We start from the raw sequence: 16,242 nt of genomic DNA on the forward strand, positions 1-16,242 counted from the left end.
GCAACTTATTTTAAAGAATGAACGTAAAAATAAGGATTAGCCAACAAAACACCCGCCTATCCGGCAATAAACAAACATTAATATGGTTACGGCTTGTCTATACCGTAAGAAAATACCGCTTCTAGGCTTGCAGCATGTACGTAAGTAATACGCTGACTCTCAAAGATTTTTTACTGCGCTGTTTCCCGGCGCCAGTTGTCCAGCAGAATAGCGGTGGCGATACCTACGTTCAGCGACTCGGCTTCCCCGTAACGCGGGATCGTGACCCGCTGGGTTACGTACGGCTCGACCACCGGGCGAATCCCGTTCGATTCGTTACCCATGATCAGGTAGCCCCCTTTCGAGAACGCAAGCTGGTGCACGTTCTCTCCGCCCAGAAAAGCGCCGTATACCGATTGTTTCGACGGCTGCTCGCGTAAAAAGGTCACGATATCACCGTACCACCAGGCAACGCGGGTAAACGAGCCTTTACTGGCCGAAATTACTTTCGGGTTATACACATCCGTTGTTGTTTCGGAGCAGATAATTTTTCGAATCCCGTACCAGTCCGCAATCCGCAGGATGGTGCCCAGGTTGCCCGGATCCCGGATATCGTCCAGAATCAGGACCAGTTCGTGATCGGTTACGGCTAACGGCCGGTTTTCTTTCGTTCTAACAACGGCGATAGCGGCATTGTTGCTTTCCAGGGTACCGGCCCGTTCGAGATCGGCGACCGATGCAATTTCAACGGGGGTTCGTTGGCCGTCTGTGAGGTGGCTGTTTTCTTTGTAAAACGTTTCGGTTGCAATCAGCAGCTCTGTCTGAAAATCGGACTGCAATACTTCCTGAACGCTCTTGGCGCCTTCAACCAGAAACGCACCATGCTGCTGCCGGTATTTTTTCTGATGCAGCGACTGTATATATTTGATTTGATTCTTAGATAACATTGATAAACGGTCAATCAGTAAGGCTCACGTTATGTCTCGGTCTGGTGCTAACGGTCATGTTCTCGGCCTGCGTTAGTTCCCGACAGTTCGGCAATAACCGCTATCTGCTCACCGCTCAGATCATTCGGGGTAACGACGCCATTTCGGACGAGCAGCTCGAAAGCCTGATTCCCCAGAAACCCAACCGCCGGATTCTGGGGCTTCCGATCACCCCTCCCCTCTGGTTTTACCAGCTTGGGCTCCGTTCCTACAACCACGACGCTGTTTTGCGGGAACTGGAGGCCAAAACTAACGAATTCGAGCAGCAAAGTCAGCAACTGGCCGATCAGCCCAAAGCCTTAAAGCGCCTTAATCGTCGGTTTAGCCGCGAAGCAAAGCGATTGCGCCAGAAAGCCGAAGAAGGCAACTGGCTCATGCGGAACCTGGGGGAGCAGCCCTCTTATTTTGTTGAAAGCGATGCAAGGACAAATGCTGCCAAGATGCAGCGGTTCCTGGTTGACAAGGGATTCTTTAACGCGCAGACCAGTTACTCGCTTGATACGTTACGTCGGCGACAGATTCGGGCCAACTACCAGATAAAAGAAAATGCCGGGTTCCATCTCCGGACAATCCTGTATTCCATCGCCGATCCCCGCGTGGATTCGCTGGTGCGCGCGTCGCTCAACGCCAGTCAGCTTCGCGTCGGCGATCGATACGATGTCGACAATATGGCTGCCGAACGGGTCAGAATTGAGTCATTACTGCGTGACCAGGGCTATTACCTGTTTTCCCGCCAGTACATCCGCGCAACCGATGTCGACACCAACCGGAATAGCCTCGACCGACTGGCGGCCGACAGTGCTGTTCGGCGCCCTGTCAGCGTACGAGTAGACATTCTCAATCCGCCGAACCAGCTTGCCCATCCGATCTTTCACTTTGGCGACGTCGACGTCCGGATTAGTCCCAACGCCGATGCCGATGTGGCTGCTTTAGCAACACAGATCAGCCGCCTGGATACGGTGACCCGGAACGGGGTTACTTATTTTCTGGAGAAACGAAATATATCAACGCGGCTGTTAGACGGCAAAATTCTGCTTCGGCCCGGTGCCTTATACAGCCAGAGCAATTACCGGAACACGCAGCGGAACCTCTTCCTGCTCAACCAGTTTAAGCTCATCAACCTCAACTTCGTCGATTCGACAAACCGACAGCTACGTACGCTGATTACGGCTACGCCACTCGACAAATACGAAACAACGCTTGAAGGAGGACTCTTTGTCCTATCGCAGGCACAGCCCGGCCCGTTTACGAACGTTACGTTCCGGGTGCGCAATCTGTTTGGCGGGCTGGAAACCTTCGAAGCGACCGTTCGTTACGGCCTTGAATACCAGACCGGCTTTGCCACCGATCAGGCGGGCAGCCAGAAACCTTATCCTTCGAATGAGTTCGGAGCCATTACGTCGCTGATTTTTCCGCAGATGCTGTTTCCCGGTCGCTGGCGCTTCCGCTTCAACTCGTACAATCCACGAACTCAGCTTAGTATCAGCTTTAACAACACGATCCGGCCGGACTATAAACGGTCGTTGCTGCGGAGTACGATGGCCTACAACTGGCAAACGACACCCGCCAAGCAGTTCAGTCTTTTGATCGCTGACATCAACCTGATTAACGCCAGCTTCGACACTGACTTTGGTAAGGCTTTTCAGGAGCAACTTAAACAGCAGCAGGCCTTGGGAAGTACCGTTTACCTCAGCTTCCGGCGCTCGCTAAGCTCCAGTTTCAGCTTTGCGTACACTTATAATACCAACGTGCAGGGGCAGAATCGCCGGTCTAACTTTTTTCGTAGCGCTGTGGAATCGGGCGGAACAACGCTTAATCTTTTCTCTAATCGTACTATTGAGCGCTGGAGCGATACGAGCGTAACGGGACTGCAGTTCTATAAATTTCTACGATTCAGTTTCGATTATCGACACTACGTACCGATCAAGACGCGTACCACATTAGCGTTCCGGTTCAATACGGGGCTGGTGTACGGATACGGACCAGGGCAGACGGCCCCCTACGAAAAACTGTTCTTTGCGGGCGGTAGCAACAGTATCCGGGGCTGGCTGCCACGCCGATTAGGACCGGGGGCTGAATTACCACAGTTCCCAATCGGTCAGCCTCGTACACCGATACTGAATCCACGGTATCCGCAACAGTTTGCCTATACCTTCGAAAAGCCGGGCGATATGCTCATCGAAGCATCCGCCGAACTCCGTGGCCGGTTGTTTCACTTCGGGGGCGACATTAATGGGGCACTGTTCGTGGATGCGGGTAACGTCTGGACAATTCGTGACAACCCGAACCGCTACGGTGATGTCTTCAAACTCAGCACATTCGTTCCCCAGATTGCCGTAGGAACCGGAGTAGGGCTCCGCGTCGATTTCTCCTTTTTCGTGATTCGGTTCGACGGGGGGATCAAGGTTTGGGACCCCGCCCGTCAGTATCTCAAAAATGGCGAGCTGGTTGACGAACGTTTTTTGCTGCCCAAGTTTTCACTACGTCAATTGTCGAGCGGCCCTAACCCATTGACAATCAATTTCGGGATTGGCTATCCGTTTTAAAACCTCAATTACTACGTTCTAATTGATCTCTTTTAAGAGAAATTAACGGCCTGAAGCTGTCATTTTGGCAGAACTTTCCGGCCTTTCTCGTAAATTTGTTATTCAATTTTGAAACTGACAGCCCGTCGTTACCAACAGACAACTCGCATTACGTGGGTTATCTGCTGTTCTGCCCTGGCTTAATATAGTCCATATGGAACGCTTCACCGATCTAGCTATCTTACAACCGACTGATAAAGAAGAAATTGATCTTCCCCGTACTTCGGAGGAAGAACTAGCTGTCGGCAAAAAACGCCTGTACATCGAAAGCTACGGCTGCCAGATGAACTTCGCTGATAGCGAGATCGTCGCGGCCGTCATGCGGAATGCGGGCTTCGCCACAACGTCTACCGCTGAAGACGCCGATCTGATTTTTCTGAATACCTGCGCCATCCGCGACAACGCTGAGCAGAAAGTGCGCCATCGGCTCAAACACCTGACCGGCCTGAAACGGCAAAAACCCGAACTGCTGGTAGGGATGCTGGGTTGTATGGCCGAGCGCCTGAAAACGAAACTGCTGGAAGAAGAGAAAGTCGTCGATATCGTGGCCGGGCCCGATGCGTACCGTGACATTCCGAAGCTGGTTGAGGAAGCGGAGTCGGGGCAGAAAGCGGTGAACGTGTTTCTTTCTCGGGAGGAAACCTACGCCGATATTTCCCCTATACGTCTGAATTCCAACGGCGTAACAGCCTTTGTGTCAATCATGCGGGGCTGCGACAATATGTGCAGTTTCTGCGTTGTGCCGTTCACGCGGGGCCGGGAACGTAGCCGCGACCCACACAGCATCGTCCGTGAAGCACAGGACCTGTTCGACCGGGGCTACCGCGAAGTAACTCTCCTCGGGCAGAATGTGGATTCGTATAAATGGCAGGGGGATGAGGGCGAAGGGCCCGACGTAAAATCTATACAGAATCCTACGCCCCAAACCCCAGCCCCCTCGCTCACGACCTTCGCTCACCTGCTTGAAATGGTGGCCCGGATTCACCCCGACCTGCGGGTTCGCTTTTCGACCTCACATCCGAAAGACATTACAGACGATGTGCTCTACACAATGGGTCGCTATGATAACATCTGTAATTATATCCACCTGCCTGCGCAGAGTGGCAACAGCCGGGTACTGAAGCTGATGAACCGGACGTACGACCGGCCCTGGTACATCGAAAAAATCAACAGCATCCGTCGGATTCTGGGTGAAGATTGTGGCATCTCGACTGACATGATTTCGGGCTTCTGCACCGAAACGGAAGAAGAACACCAAGAGTCGCTGTCGCTGATGGATTACGTGACGTACGATTACGCGTACATGTTTGCCTACTCGGAGCGGCCGGGTACCCTGGCGGCAAAAAAATACGCGGACGACATTCCGGAGGACGTTAAAAAGCGTCGATTGAACGAGATTATCGCCAAGCAGCTGCAGCATTCGTCGGCCCGGAACCAGCGGCATATCGGTCAGGTTCAGCGTGTATTGATTGAAGGCCCGTCCAAACGTTCAGACGATTTCCTCTGTGGCCGGAATGACCAGAACAAAATGGTCGTATTCCCAAAAGGCAACTTCCAGAAAGGTCAGTACGTCAACGTGCTGGTTACCGAATGCACGTCGGCTACACTACGGGGCGAAGTGGTGTAACGGCATCTAGCTTTGTGATGGAATCCAGACGATCAAAAACGAAATGGAACGATTAGATAAGTCGGCCTTTATCATACGTAAGCAGACAGAAGACCCGCCTGCGCATGTATACTGGTTAACGAAAAGCCCAACCGAACGAATTTCGGCCGTTGAACAGTTACGCAAACAATATGCTGTCGCTCAACCAGGATTTCAGAGAGTTTATCGAATTATTAAACGTTCACGAAGTTGAATATCTGGTCGTTGGTGGTTATGCGGTAGCCTTTCATGGACGACCAAGGTTTACGGGTGACATCGACCTGTGGATTGCAATTTCTACGAATAATGCAAAACGAGTCATCCAGGTATTGGAAGACTTTGGCTTTGCATCTATAGGGCTTACAACAATTGATTTACAGCAGGAAGATATAGTTATTCAGCTTGGTTACGAACCGAATCGTATAGACATTCTTACTTCTGTAACTGGTTTGACGTTTGATGTCTGCTTTTCCAGAAGTGTAAAAGCAAACCTTGACGGCCTGTTGGTAAACTTCATTCACATCAATGATTTAAAAATCAATAAAGCAGCAACGGGTCGAGGAAAAGACATTGGTGATTTAGAGAATCTGCCCTAACACGAATGAACAATCAAGAAATTCAAAGCGTCAAACAGCGCTTCGGTATAATCGGGAACGCACCTGCTCTCAACTACGCCATCAACGTAGCGATGCAGGTGGCGGCCACCGATCTGACGGTCCTGATTACAGGCGAGAGCGGCAGTGGTAAAGAATCATTTTCGAAAATTATTCATAGCCTGAGCGCCCGGAAACATGGCCAGTTTATTGCCATCAACTGCGGAGCTATTCCGGAAGGCACCATCGACTCGGAGCTGTTCGGTCATGAAAAAGGCTCGTTTACGGGTGCCGTCGACGCTCGCAAAGGCTACTTCGAAACAACGAACGGCGGTACCATTTTCCTGGATGAAATCGGCGAGATGCCGCTCGGTACGCAGGCCCGGCTCCTGCGCGTGCTGGAAAACGGCGAGTTCATCCGCGTCGGTTCTTCCAAGACACAAAAGACGGATGTACGGGTTGTTGCCGCCACAAACGTCAACCTAATGGATGCTGTCGCCAAGGGTAAATTCCGGGAAGACCTGTATTACCGGCTTAACACCGTCCCTATTTTCGTACCACCCCTGCGTGAACGTGGCACGGATATCGAACTACTGTTCCGGAAATTCACGACCGATTTTGCCGAGCGGTATCGCATTAAACCGCTGCAATTGACCGATGGCGCCAAGCAGGTCCTGATGAGTTTTCCGTTCCCCGGTAATATCCGGCAGCTGAAAAACATCGCCGAGCAGGTATCTATTCTGGAATCGGAACAGAACAAACCCATCGAAGCTGATACACTGGCCCGCTACCTGCCTCAGTCGCAGCCAACCAGCCAGACACTGGCGCTGTTTCCACATACGAACGGCAGCGACGGCATTTCCGAGCGTGAACTATTGTATAAAGTTCTCTTCGATATGCGCCGGGACGTTAACGATTTGAAGCGACTCGTCCGCGACGTCTTGGGCAGCGAACAGGATGGTCGGCAGATTCTGAACAATCATAAAGATCTGTTCGATTCTATTCCGTCCGACGGCGACAATCGGCCGGCGGGTGATACAAATCTGGCCCGGTTACTTCCGTCAGGAAGCCCAGTCAATCGTTCCGAAACTCCGCCCCCGTCAGAAACGTACGGTAGTCATCCCCCCGTTCAGATCTACGATGAGGTTGACGGCGATATCAACGACGTAACGGAGGTGGAAGATGTTACCCACGAGACGGAAGAAGATGATTCGCTCTCGCTCGAACGGCAGGAGAAAGAGATGATCCTGAAAGCGCTTCGACGCAACAACAACAAACGGAAATATGCTGCTCAGGCGCTTGGTATTTCCGAACGAACGTTATACCGAAAAATTAAGCAGTACGAAATTGATGAAGACTAATCGGGTCCGGTTACGGCGCCGTGGTGTAGTGTTACGTTACCCAAGCCCCCTTTATTTTTTGCTGATACTGGCGCTGGCAACATCGTTATCCGGCTGTGGGATCTACTCATTTTCGGGTACCACCCTTTCCCCTGACATTAAGAGCGTAACGATTAACAACTTTACGCTGGCTACCGCCGGGGGGCCTGCCAACCTGCCCCTGACGTTCAACGAAAAGCTGCGGGAGTACTACCAGCGCTATACTAACCTGAAAGTACTGCCCGCCAACGGCGATATGCTGCTGGAGGGCAATATCACTGGCTACGAACTGCTGGCGGTTGCCCCGACAGCGCAGGATCAGGCGGGGGTTAACCGGTTGCAGATCACTGTAACAGTGCGCTTTTACAACAACAAGGACGAAACGAAAAACTTCGAGCAGCCTTTTTCCTTCTACCAAGACTTTCCGCAAAACCAGACCCTGAGCCAGAACGAAAGCCGTATTGTACCGATCATTCTGGATCAGATCGTTCTCGACGTTTTTAACAAGACTGCGGCTGACTGGTAGATCGGAATCGTAAAAAACGTACCTTGCCACCGGCGAATCACCGTAGCGCTCCCTCTCTTATGCAGGCACTTGATAAAGAGACCTTTTCCTACTGGGTAACCCACCCCGACGATCTTACCCCAACCGATTTTTCGCAGTTGCAGGACAGTATACAGACGTATCCCTACTGCCAGGCCCTATATACGCTGACGGCCAAGGTTGCCTCGGCGCATATTCGACCTCAGGCGGTGTCGAGCATTCGGCAGGCGGCTGTGCATGCGCTGAGCCGTAACGCGCTGCGGAAGCTGATCGATAACGAATTTCAGTGGTCAGAAAATCTACTGTCGAAGCTGAATGAACTAGCGGCCGGTCATGTCGCCATTCCTGACGACTACCAGCAGGAAAGTTATGCTCTGTTTAAGGCAAAAACAGGCCTGAATGCCACCATTCCTCGATTAACATTACTTCAATTGCCCAGTTATTTTACCGCTGCCGAACCCCAGACAGTACCCCAACCCGAAGATCCAACACTAACCGAAACTCAGCTACAGGAAGGACTTTCTCAGATCGTCGCCGTTGAACCAGCCCCTTCGGAGCCAGATTTACTGGCCCAGCAGCGCCAGCAGCAGTTTGACTTAATCGATAGCTTCATCAAAGCCGAACCCAGCATCTCCCGCGTGGGATTGAAATCGGGAGAATCCTTCAATCAGGAAGACTTAACCAAGCGTAATCAGCCAGCTACTAACGGTCTGGTAACCGAAACTTTTGCAAAAATTTTGCTGAAACAGGGAAAAACCGACAAAGCCATTGAAATCTATCAGCAACTGATAGTTAAAAGTCCCGCAAAAAAAGCGTACTTTGCGGCAAAAATCTCTGAAATAGAAGCGGCACGAACCAGCTCAGGTAACTGATTAACTGCTTCTATCCAACAGCAAAGCATTAACCGAATTTTTTAGAACCTTCTTTCATGGTAACGACAACTATTGTCATCATTTGCATTATTACAGTCCTGTTGATTCTGATTGTGCTTGTTCAGAACTCCAAAGGTGGTGGTTTGACGGGTGAATTTGGCGGACTTGGCTCCAATCAGCTCATGGGCGTTAAGAAAACGACTGACCTCCTGGAGCAAATCACCTGGGGCCTGGGTATCGGCCTGATGGTCCTGTCGCTGGCTTCGTATATGCTGGTCGACCGTACGCAGGGAGGTGGCATCAACAGCGTAAACGTTGACCGCGCTCAAACTCAGACGTTACCAGGCGCAGCTGCCCCAACTCCAGGTGCTGCCGCTCCAGCCCCTAGTGCTGCTACGGGTGCCGCACCTAGTCAGGCAGCGCCAGGTGCACAAACGCCAGGTGCTTCGACGTCAGCGCTTACCCCGCAGAAATAAGATCTTTTTTCGATACGCAAAGAGGCCGTTCCAGTACTGGAGCGGCTTTTTTGTTTGTCGTCGTTTCAGGCTACAGCTTGCGCCAGCAGTTGTCGGGCAATGGGCAGCAGGGTTTCCTGCATCGGGTACATATGCTGGCTTTCCAGCATGAACGTAGCTGGATTGGGCAGGTGCCGATGCCGCCGGATTAGATCAAGTTTTATGTTCTCGAACGTAGTCGCCAGGCTTTTGCGCACGGCTTCGACATACGTTAGACGTACCATCCGTCCGCCCGGCTCCCGATCGGAGTAGAACGTCATGGCAAACGAATACACCTGCGTTTCGTTTCCGCTGCCCGTGTGCACCAGCAGATACCCTTCGGCGGGATGCAGCGGCATAAGCCCGATGGGGGCCAGCGTCAGGTTACCGGCAATGTCGGCCCAGCGCTGCTGCCCCTCGGAGACCATCCGCTGAAACCGGGGCAGGGCAAAATTGATTACGGTATCGATTTCCGTCAGTAACGGATCGTCAGCGCTTTCGGATTTGTATTCAATCCGGGGCGGTGGACCAGTTACCCGACTGATTCGCTTGGGAAACGCAGCATTTAACGTACCTTTGCCCCGCGAAAAACGGACACCTGTCTCGTAATGGTTTTGTAAATCAGGCAGGTCCGGGACGAGTTTGTTTGCCGTGAAGTTCTGCTGAACGGACTGGAGATATGCCATTACGACATATTTCTGGTATTCAGCGTCAAGCCAGTTTTGCGTGAACCAATCGGAGGTCAGTTTTTTCATGCAGTATTGAGCAGGTTGTGTTGACGAATACACTAGATCAATCTACGGAAAGCAGCAGGCACAACCAAATTCTATTCGCAAAATTTAGTTGCGAGCAACACGAAGTAACCGTGAGTTAAAAACTAGCAAAATGTCAGCCAAAAACCGGCAATTATGACAGAGTTAGCGGTTGGCACAGTAATTGGCAACGGGACAGTGTCGTTTAACGAACCAAACAAAAAACAGTAACCTTAATCAACTCTCAATCATGGTAGCAGAAACGGAAAGCGTTAAAGTGAACGTGAAACCGCTGGCCGACCGGGTGCTGGTAGAAGCCGCTCCGGCAGAAGAAAAAACCTCGTTCGGGATCATCATTCCTGATACGGCAAAGGAAAAACCCCAGCGTGGTACGGTCGTAGCCGTTGGTGCAGGTAAGAAAGATGAGCCACTGACGGTTCAGGTAGGCGATACGGTACTGTATGGCAAATACGCTGGTACGGAAATCACCGTAGACGGAAAAGAGTACCTCATCATGCGCGAATCTGACATTTTCGCAATTCTGTAAACTAGAAAAAGACCAGTAGAGTACAGACGAAAGACACACGTATCTTTTTTCTTACATCTTATCTCTTTTTTCTAATCATCCATAATTTATCATTAACCAACAATGGCTAAGAAAATATTTTTCGATACCGAAGCCCGCGAGCGTATCAAAAAGGGTGTTGATACCCTGGCCGACGCGGTGAAAGTAACCCTGGGTCCTAAAGGCCGGAACGTAATTCTGGACAAAAAATTTGGCTCGCCAGCCATCACCAAAGATGGTGTAACGGTTGCTAAAGAAATTGAACTGAAAGACGCCATGGAAAACATGGGCGCTCAACTGGTGAAAGAAGTAGCGTCGAAAACAGCTGATTCAGCTGGTGACGGTACGACCACAGCTACCGTTCTGGCGCAGGCGATCTACTCGATCGGCGCGAAAAACGTAGCCGCTGGAGCCAACCCAATGGACCTGAAACGGGGTATCGACAAAGCGGTAACGGCTGTAACGGCTAATCTGGCTGAGCAGGCACAAACCGTTGGTGATGATTTCGGTAAAATCGCGCAGGTAGCTACTATCTCGGCTAACCACGATGACGAAATCGGTACCATGATTGCCGAAGCCATGAAAAAAGTAGGTAAAGAAGGTGTGATCACGGTTGAAGAAGCACGTGGTACCGAAACGGAAGTTAAAACCGTTGAAGGTATGCAGTTCGACCGCGGTTACCTGTCACCTTACTTCGTCACGAACACGGAGAAAATGGAGGTTGATCTGGACCGTCCGTTCATCCTGATTTCGGAAAAGAAAGTATCGTCGATGAAAGAGCTGCTGCCCGTTCTGGAGCAGGTTGCTCAAACCGGCCGTCCCCTGCTGATCATCGCTGAAGATGTCGATGGTGAAGCACTGGCTACGCTGGTTGTTAACAAAATCCGGGGTGCGCTGAAAGTTGCCGCCGTGAAAGCTCCTGGTTTTGGCGACCGTCGGAAAGCGATGCTGGAAGATATTGCTATCCTGACCGGCGGTCAGGTGATCAGCGAAGAGCGTGGTTTCAAACTGGAAAACGCGTCGATCGATTACTTAGGTCAGGCTGAAAAAATCCTGATCGACAAAGACAACACCACGATTGTTAACGGTGTTGGTCAGAAAGAAGATATCACAGGCCGGGTTAACCAGATCAAAGCGCAGATCGAAAACACGACGTCGGATTACGACCGTGAAAAACTGCAGGAGCGTCTGGCAAAACTGTCGGGTGGTGTAGCTATCCTCTACATCGGTGCTGCTACCGAAGTAGAAATGAAAGAAAAGAAAGACCGCGTTGACGATGCGCTGCACGCAACCCGCGCTGCCGTTGAAGAAGGTATCGTAACGGGTGGTGGTATTGCCCTGATCCGGGCGATCTCGTCTCTGGACAACGTTAATACGATCAACGAAGACGAAAAAACCGGTGTTAACATCATCCGTGTTGCTCTGGAATCTCCGCTGCGCACAATCGTTGCCAACGCTGGTGGCGAAGGTTCAGTTATCGTCAACAAAGTGAAAGATGGTCAGGGTGGTTTTGGCTACAACGCTAAAAACGACAGCTTTGAAGATCTGTTCGCTGCTGGTGTAATCGATCCGAAGAAAGTAACCCGTCTGGCGCTGGAAAATGCAGCGTCGATTGCCGGTCTGCTGCTGACGACCGAATGTGTGATCGCTGACGAACCAGAAGAAGCTCCAGCCGGTGGCGGTGCTCCTGGAATGGGCGGTGGCATGGGCGGCATGATGTAAGTCTCAGCCCCAACGATTAAAAAAACCCCCGGTCCAACGGCCGGGGTTTTTTTATGTTTATGCCTTTCTTAAAAGAATGTCTGTCTGATGGTTATGCATCATTCGGAGTACGTTTAACTAAGCGACTGAGCAATTTTAAACGCCAAATTTTGGGCAATAAAAAAAGCCAAGCGAGATACTCTCTTGGCTTTCTGATTTACTCAACGTTATGAAAAACTTTTCTTTTCGATACAATTATAAAACAAAAATCTCGAAAATTAATTCACCACTTTAAAATAATTTTAATCAAAGAAATTAACTCTTTGATTTTCAAACGATTAAAATTTTGAAAAACCAAAACATTTAGGCTGGTTTTGAGTATATGTACCTAAATTATAACACCGTCCCGAATAGTTACCGTACGGTCCGCCAGAGCCGCCAGCGCTTCATTGTGAGTTACGATAATGAACGTCTGACCGAACTCGTCACGGAGTTGGAAGAAGAGTTGATGCAATTCTTCGGCGTTGTGTGAATCCAGGTTTCCGCTGGGTTCGTCGGCGAAAACAATGGCCGGTTCGTTGATCAGTGCCCTCGCTACGGCCGCCCGTTGCTGTTCTCCCCCCGACATTTGCGATGGCAGGTGATTGAGCCGGTGCTGCAGGCCCAGCGTCGTCAGCAGCGACTCCGCCCGTTGCCGGACAGCTTTCTCATCTTTCTTCGCAATGTAGCCCGGCAGGCAGACATTTTCCAGCGCCGTAAATTCGGGCAGCAGGTTATTGAACTGGAAGACAAACCCGATCTGCTCATTTCGGAAACGGGCCAGCTGCCGGTCGTTCAGCGCGAATACGTTCTCGCCGGCAATGTGCAGTTCGCCGGAATCAGGGCGATCGAGTGTTCCCAGAATCTGAAGCAGGGTCGTTTTCCCGGCCCCCGACGCGCCAACGATGGATACCACTTCACCCGGCTCGACCGCGAGATCGATTCCTTTCAGGACGGGCAGCTCGCCGTATTGCCGGCGCAGGGCGGTAGTTTTGAGTAGAGACAAGCTAAAACGATTTATATAATGACACGCTGGAGCCTTAAAGACAGTGGACTATTGGACAAAGTGCCCTCCTGCAACGACAAAGCCAAGATAATTCACTTACTTTGCCCACAAAAATACGATTTCCAACACTCCTTGTTGCAGTTGTCATGAACATACACGAGTATCAGGGTAAAGAAATTCTGAAGAAATACGGCGTCCGTATTCAGGAAGGCATTGTTGCCGAGTCACCCGAGAAAGCCGTAGAAGCCGCCAAACAGATTATGGCGCAGTCCGGGTCGAAGTTTGTGGTCGTTAAATCACAGATTCACGCCGGTGGACGCGGTAAGGGCAAAATTGTCGGTTCGGAACAGCGGGGTGTTGCCCTGGCTAAATCCGTTGACGACGTTCGGGATATCGCCAAAAATCTGATCGGCAACGTACTGGTTACCCACCAGACGGGTCCTGAAGGCCGCAAAGTAAACAAAGTTCTGGTGGCTCAGGACGTATTCTACCCTGGCGCTTCGGAGCCGAAAGAGATGTATATCAGCATCCTGCTCGACCGGTCTAAAGCCTGCAACGTCATTATGGCCAGCACCGAAGGTGGTATGGACATCGAGGAAGTTGCCGAAAATACGCCCGAGAAAATCGTTAAAGAGTGGATTGATCCGGCCGTTGGTCTGCAGCCTTTCCAGGCGCGCAAAGTAGCGTTTGGACTGGGTCTGGAAGGCGAAGCGTTCAAAGAGATGGTCAAATTTGTGACCTCCCTCTATAAAGCGTACGTGGACACCGACGCGTCGATGTTCGAGATTAACCCAGTGCTGAAAACGTCGGACAATAAAATCCTGGCAGTTGACGCGAAAGTGAATCTGGACGACAACGCCTTGTATCGTCATCCGGATCTGGCGAACCTGCGCGACGTAGCCGAAGAAGACCCTCTCGAAGTAGAAGCGTCGTCCAACGACCTGAACTACGTCAAACTGGACGGTAACGTTGGTTGTATGGTGAACGGTGCTGGTCTGGCGATGGCAACGATGGACATCATCAAACTATCGGGTGGTGAGCCGGCCAACTTCCTCGACGTAGGTGGTGGTGCCAATGCGAAAACGGTGGAAGCCGGTTTCCGCATTATCCTGAAAGATCCAAATGTAAAAGCCATTCTGATCAACATCTTCGGTGGTATCGTTCGCTGCGACCGCGTAGCAACGGGGGTTGTTGAAGCGTACAAAGCGATTGGCGACATTCCTGTTCCGATCATCGTTCGTCTGCAGGGAACCAACGCAGCCGAAGGCGCTAAAATCATCGACGAATCAGGTCTGAAAGTACAGTCGGCCGTTGAACTGAAAGAAGCCGCTGAGAAAGTAAAACAGGTTGTTGCTAATCTGTAAGCAATACGTTTCTTGTGATAAACAGAGAGGGCACCTTCGCGCGAAGGTGCCCTCTCTGTTTCAGGACGTAGTGGACTAACTAACGACCGGTATAGTATTTCAGTGCTTCAGGCATCAGCTTTTGCAGGTCGTTGATCCGGCGCTGATCCGAGGGGTGGGTCGACAGAAACTCTGGTGGTTTGTTACCGCCACCCGCCTGCGCCATACGCTGCCAGAACGGTACGGCTTCCCGTGGGTCATAGCCTGCCATTGCCATAAAAATCAGCCCCAGATGGTCGGCTTCCAATTCCTGGCTCCGGCCGTGGGGTAAAGCACGACCAACCTGATACGCAGCCGGCAGGGTAGCGCCCACGGCCTGCATGAACAGCGCTTTGGTTGTAGTGCTTTGCTGGGCCTGAGAGCCAATATAAGCCTGTCCAACCTGCAGCAGTCCATTCGCTACTAAGCTTTCGCTCATCCGTTCGTTGCCATGTTCGGCGATAGCGTGCGATACCTCGTGGCCCATTACGGTTGCCAGACCAGCTTCGTTTTTGGTATACGGCAAAATCCCGGTATAAACCACGATCTTTCCACCGGGCATACACCAGGCGTTTACCTGTGGGTCCTGCACCAGATTATATTCCCAGTTGAAGCCTTCCAGTCGTTTGGCGTAACCGTTCTCGTTCATATACTTTTCAACGGCCTGTCGAATTCGCATACCGACCCGTTTTACCATCTCGGCGTCGCCGTTACGTACCACGGTGCTGGTATCGATGAACTGTTTGTACTGCGTACTGCTCAAGGCCAGCATCTGATCATTTGGAACAAAAGTAAGCTGGCGCCGATTGGTGATAGGAACGCGTTCGCAACTACTGATTGCGATGCCCAGGACCAACATGCCTATGAGTGCTTTTTTCATTTTTACCTGATTTTTCTGAGTATTTATTTGGAATGGTTTTCTGTCAGTACATGACCCGTAACGAACCGAATTTGTTTAAATTTTCCCGTACGGGTTCTTCCAAGCTGTCTTTAAGCCTTAGATTTGCGGCAGTCTGATTCGTTTAATCACGGGTCAGAATATTGGTAGTCGATCCCACAAACGCAGGTTTACCCAGCTTTTATTAACATGAAAATCATTTGCGTTGGCCGCAATTACGTTGAGCATATTCAGGAACTTAACAATGAACAACCCGACGATCCAGTCATTTTTCTGAAACCAGAAACGGCTCTTCCGCTAAAAAACGAACCATTCTTCTACCCCAGCTTCTCGAACGACGTTCACTATGAAGTAGAGATTCTGGTGAAGATTAACCGGGTCGGCAAAAATATTGATGAGAAGTTCGCCCATAAATACTACGATGAAATCGGCATCGGCGTTGACTTCACAGCCCGCGATGTACAGAGCAAACTGAAAGCGAAAGGGCTTCCCTGGGAGCTGGCCAAAGGGTTTAACGGCTCCGCTCCTGTTTCGGGCTTTATTCCAAAGACGGATTTTGCTGATCTACAGGACCTGAACTTCCGGCTGGATCTCAACGGCGAAACCCGCCAACTGGGCAACACCAGCCTGATGCTGTTCAAGGTTGATTACCTGATCTCGTTTGTCTCAAAATACTTTCTGCTGCAGCAGGGCGACATTCTGTTCACGGGTACGCCGAAGGGGGTTGGCCCCGTGCAGATTGGCGATCGGCTTACTGCTTACATCGAAGACCGAAAAATGCTGGAGATTGACGTAAAATAACGCCTGTTCGTTACGTCCTCT

Annotated in this window: 15 protein-coding genes; 11 read left to right on the forward strand and 4 right to left on the reverse strand. The window is 51.0% G+C overall.

The window, feature by feature from the left end:
* Nucleotides 1–170: 170 nt before the first annotated feature.
* Entirely contained in the window at nucleotides 171–926 is a 756-nt protein-coding gene (locus tag HU175_RS19980; protein WP_176568255.1) for a TrmH family RNA methyltransferase, read from the reverse strand.
* Nucleotides 927–982: 56 nt separating this feature from the next.
* Between HU175_RS19980 and HU175_RS19985 the strand changes: the two genes are divergently transcribed.
* The 7 genes from HU175_RS19985 to secG all read left to right on the forward strand — a co-directional run bounded on the left by HU175_RS19985 (nucleotide 983) and on the right by secG (nucleotide 9,059).
* Complete coding sequence (locus tag HU175_RS19985) at nucleotides 983–3,511, forward strand: BamA/TamA family outer membrane protein (RefSeq protein ID WP_176568256.1); 2,529 nt, start codon at nucleotides 983–985, stop codon at nucleotides 3,509–3,511.
* Between the two features lie 193 nt (nucleotides 3,512–3,704).
* The gene (gene miaB / locus HU175_RS19990) at nucleotides 3,705–5,177 is read left to right on the forward strand and encodes a tRNA (N6-isopentenyl adenosine(37)-C2)-methylthiotransferase MiaB (protein ID WP_176568257.1); all 1,473 of its coding nucleotides are present in this window, start codon (nucleotides 3,705–3,707) and stop codon (nucleotides 5,175–5,177) included.
* Between the two features lie 170 nt (nucleotides 5,178–5,347).
* Entirely contained in the window at nucleotides 5,348–5,791 is a 444-nt protein-coding gene (locus HU175_RS19995) for a nucleotidyltransferase (RefSeq protein ID WP_176568258.1), read from the forward strand.
* A 5-nt stretch (nucleotides 5,792–5,796) separates the two neighbouring features.
* The gene (locus tag HU175_RS20000; RefSeq protein ID WP_176568259.1) at nucleotides 5,797–7,149 is read left to right on the forward strand and encodes a sigma-54 interaction domain-containing protein; all 1,353 of its coding nucleotides are present in this window, start codon (nucleotides 5,797–5,799) and stop codon (nucleotides 7,147–7,149) included.
* Nucleotides 7,139–7,693 (forward strand): LptE family protein, encoded by a 555-nt coding sequence (lptE, locus tag HU175_RS20005; protein WP_176568260.1) that lies wholly within the window; start codon nucleotides 7,139–7,141, stop codon nucleotides 7,691–7,693. Before HU175_RS20000 ends, lptE begins: the two co-directional genes overlap by 11 nt.
* Nucleotides 7,694–7,752: 59 nt before the next feature.
* Nucleotides 7,753–8,583: a hypothetical protein gene (locus HU175_RS20010; RefSeq protein ID WP_176568261.1), complete on the forward strand. Its 831-nt coding sequence runs from the start codon at nucleotides 7,753–7,755 to the stop codon at nucleotides 8,581–8,583.
* Nucleotides 8,584–8,639: 56 nt separating this feature from the next.
* Nucleotides 8,640–9,059 (forward strand): preprotein translocase subunit SecG, encoded by a 420-nt coding sequence (gene secG / locus HU175_RS20015; RefSeq protein WP_176568262.1) that lies wholly within the window; start codon nucleotides 8,640–8,642, stop codon nucleotides 9,057–9,059.
* A 65-nt stretch (nucleotides 9,060–9,124) separates the two neighbouring features.
* Here the strand turns inward: secG and HU175_RS20020 are convergent, their stop codons facing one another.
* Nucleotides 9,125–9,832, reverse strand: a complete 708-nt coding sequence (locus tag HU175_RS20020; RefSeq protein WP_176568263.1) for a hypothetical protein — start codon at nucleotides 9,830–9,832, stop codon at nucleotides 9,125–9,127.
* A gap of 247 nt (nucleotides 9,833–10,079) precedes the next feature.
* Here HU175_RS20020 and groES point away from each other — a divergent pair, with 247 nt between their 5' ends.
* Nucleotides 10,080–10,376 carry a co-chaperone GroES gene (gene groES / locus HU175_RS20025; RefSeq protein WP_012925587.1) on the forward strand — a complete coding sequence of 99 codons (297 nt, stop codon included), beginning with the start codon at nucleotides 10,080–10,082 and terminating at the stop codon, nucleotides 10,374–10,376.
* 102 nt (nucleotides 10,377–10,478) lie between these two features.
* A complete protein-coding gene (gene groL, locus HU175_RS20030; RefSeq protein ID WP_176568264.1) occupies nucleotides 10,479–12,116 on the forward strand; it encodes a chaperonin GroEL in 1,638 nt (545 codons plus the stop codon).
* A gap of 367 nt (nucleotides 12,117–12,483) precedes the next feature.
* Here groL and HU175_RS20035 read toward each other — a convergent pair whose 3' ends face one another.
* Complete coding sequence (locus tag HU175_RS20035) at nucleotides 12,484–13,140, reverse strand: ABC transporter ATP-binding protein (protein ID WP_176568265.1); 657 nt, start codon at nucleotides 13,138–13,140, stop codon at nucleotides 12,484–12,486.
* Between the two features lie 146 nt (nucleotides 13,141–13,286).
* Here HU175_RS20035 and sucC point away from each other — a divergent pair, with 146 nt between their 5' ends.
* Nucleotides 13,287–14,504 carry an ADP-forming succinate--CoA ligase subunit beta gene (sucC, locus tag HU175_RS20040; protein ID WP_176568266.1) on the forward strand — a complete coding sequence of 406 codons (1,218 nt, stop codon included), beginning with the start codon at nucleotides 13,287–13,289 and terminating at the stop codon, nucleotides 14,502–14,504.
* Between the two features lie 79 nt (nucleotides 14,505–14,583).
* On the opposite strand, the gene HU175_RS20045 is transcribed toward sucC, so the two are convergent.
* Nucleotides 14,584–15,402, reverse strand: a complete 819-nt coding sequence (locus HU175_RS20045; RefSeq protein WP_176568267.1) for a M48 family metallopeptidase — start codon at nucleotides 15,400–15,402, stop codon at nucleotides 14,584–14,586.
* A gap of 207 nt (nucleotides 15,403–15,609) precedes the next feature.
* Here HU175_RS20045 and HU175_RS20050 point away from each other — a divergent pair, with 207 nt between their 5' ends.
* Nucleotides 15,610–16,221 (forward strand): fumarylacetoacetate hydrolase family protein, encoded by a 612-nt coding sequence (locus HU175_RS20050; protein ID WP_176568268.1) that lies wholly within the window; start codon nucleotides 15,610–15,612, stop codon nucleotides 16,219–16,221.
* Nucleotides 16,222–16,242: the final 21 nt, after the last annotated feature.

It is taken from the genome of Spirosoma sp. KUDC1026, from assembly GCF_013375035.1.
Classification (GTDB): domain Bacteria; phylum Bacteroidota; class Bacteroidia; order Cytophagales; family Spirosomataceae; genus Spirosoma.

Excerpts from the sequence above, each read along its gene's own strand:
- HU175_RS19980 (WP_176568255.1), bottom strand. The coding sequence starts at position 926 with ATGTTATCTAAGAATCAAATCAAATATATACAGTCGCTGCATCAGAAA.
- HU175_RS19985 (WP_176568256.1), top strand. The coding sequence starts at position 983 with ATGTTCTCGGCCTGCGTTAGTTCCCGACAGTTCGGCAATAACCGCTAT.
- miaB (WP_176568257.1), top strand. The coding sequence starts at position 3,705 with ATGGAACGCTTCACCGATCTAGCTATCTTACAACCGACTGATAAAGAA.
- HU175_RS19995 (WP_176568258.1), top strand. The coding sequence starts at position 5,348 with ATGCTGTCGCTCAACCAGGATTTCAGAGAGTTTATCGAATTATTAAAC.
- HU175_RS20000 (WP_176568259.1), top strand. The coding sequence starts at position 5,797 with ATGAACAATCAAGAAATTCAAAGCGTCAAACAGCGCTTCGGTATAATC.
- lptE (WP_176568260.1), top strand. The coding sequence starts at position 7,139 with ATGAAGACTAATCGGGTCCGGTTACGGCGCCGTGGTGTAGTGTTACGT.
- HU175_RS20010 (WP_176568261.1), top strand. The coding sequence starts at position 7,753 with ATGCAGGCACTTGATAAAGAGACCTTTTCCTACTGGGTAACCCACCCC.
- secG (WP_176568262.1), top strand. The coding sequence starts at position 8,640 with ATGGTAACGACAACTATTGTCATCATTTGCATTATTACAGTCCTGTTG.
- HU175_RS20020 (WP_176568263.1), bottom strand. The coding sequence starts at position 9,832 with ATGAAAAAACTGACCTCCGATTGGTTCACGCAAAACTGGCTTGACGCT.
- groES (WP_012925587.1), top strand. The coding sequence starts at position 10,080 with ATGGTAGCAGAAACGGAAAGCGTTAAAGTGAACGTGAAACCGCTGGCC.
- groL (WP_176568264.1), top strand. The coding sequence starts at position 10,479 with ATGGCTAAGAAAATATTTTTCGATACCGAAGCCCGCGAGCGTATCAAA.
- sucC (WP_176568266.1), top strand. The coding sequence starts at position 13,287 with ATGAACATACACGAGTATCAGGGTAAAGAAATTCTGAAGAAATACGGC.
- HU175_RS20045 (WP_176568267.1), bottom strand. The coding sequence starts at position 15,402 with ATGAAAAAAGCACTCATAGGCATGTTGGTCCTGGGCATCGCAATCAGT.
- HU175_RS20050 (WP_176568268.1), top strand. The coding sequence starts at position 15,610 with ATGAAAATCATTTGCGTTGGCCGCAATTACGTTGAGCATATTCAGGAA.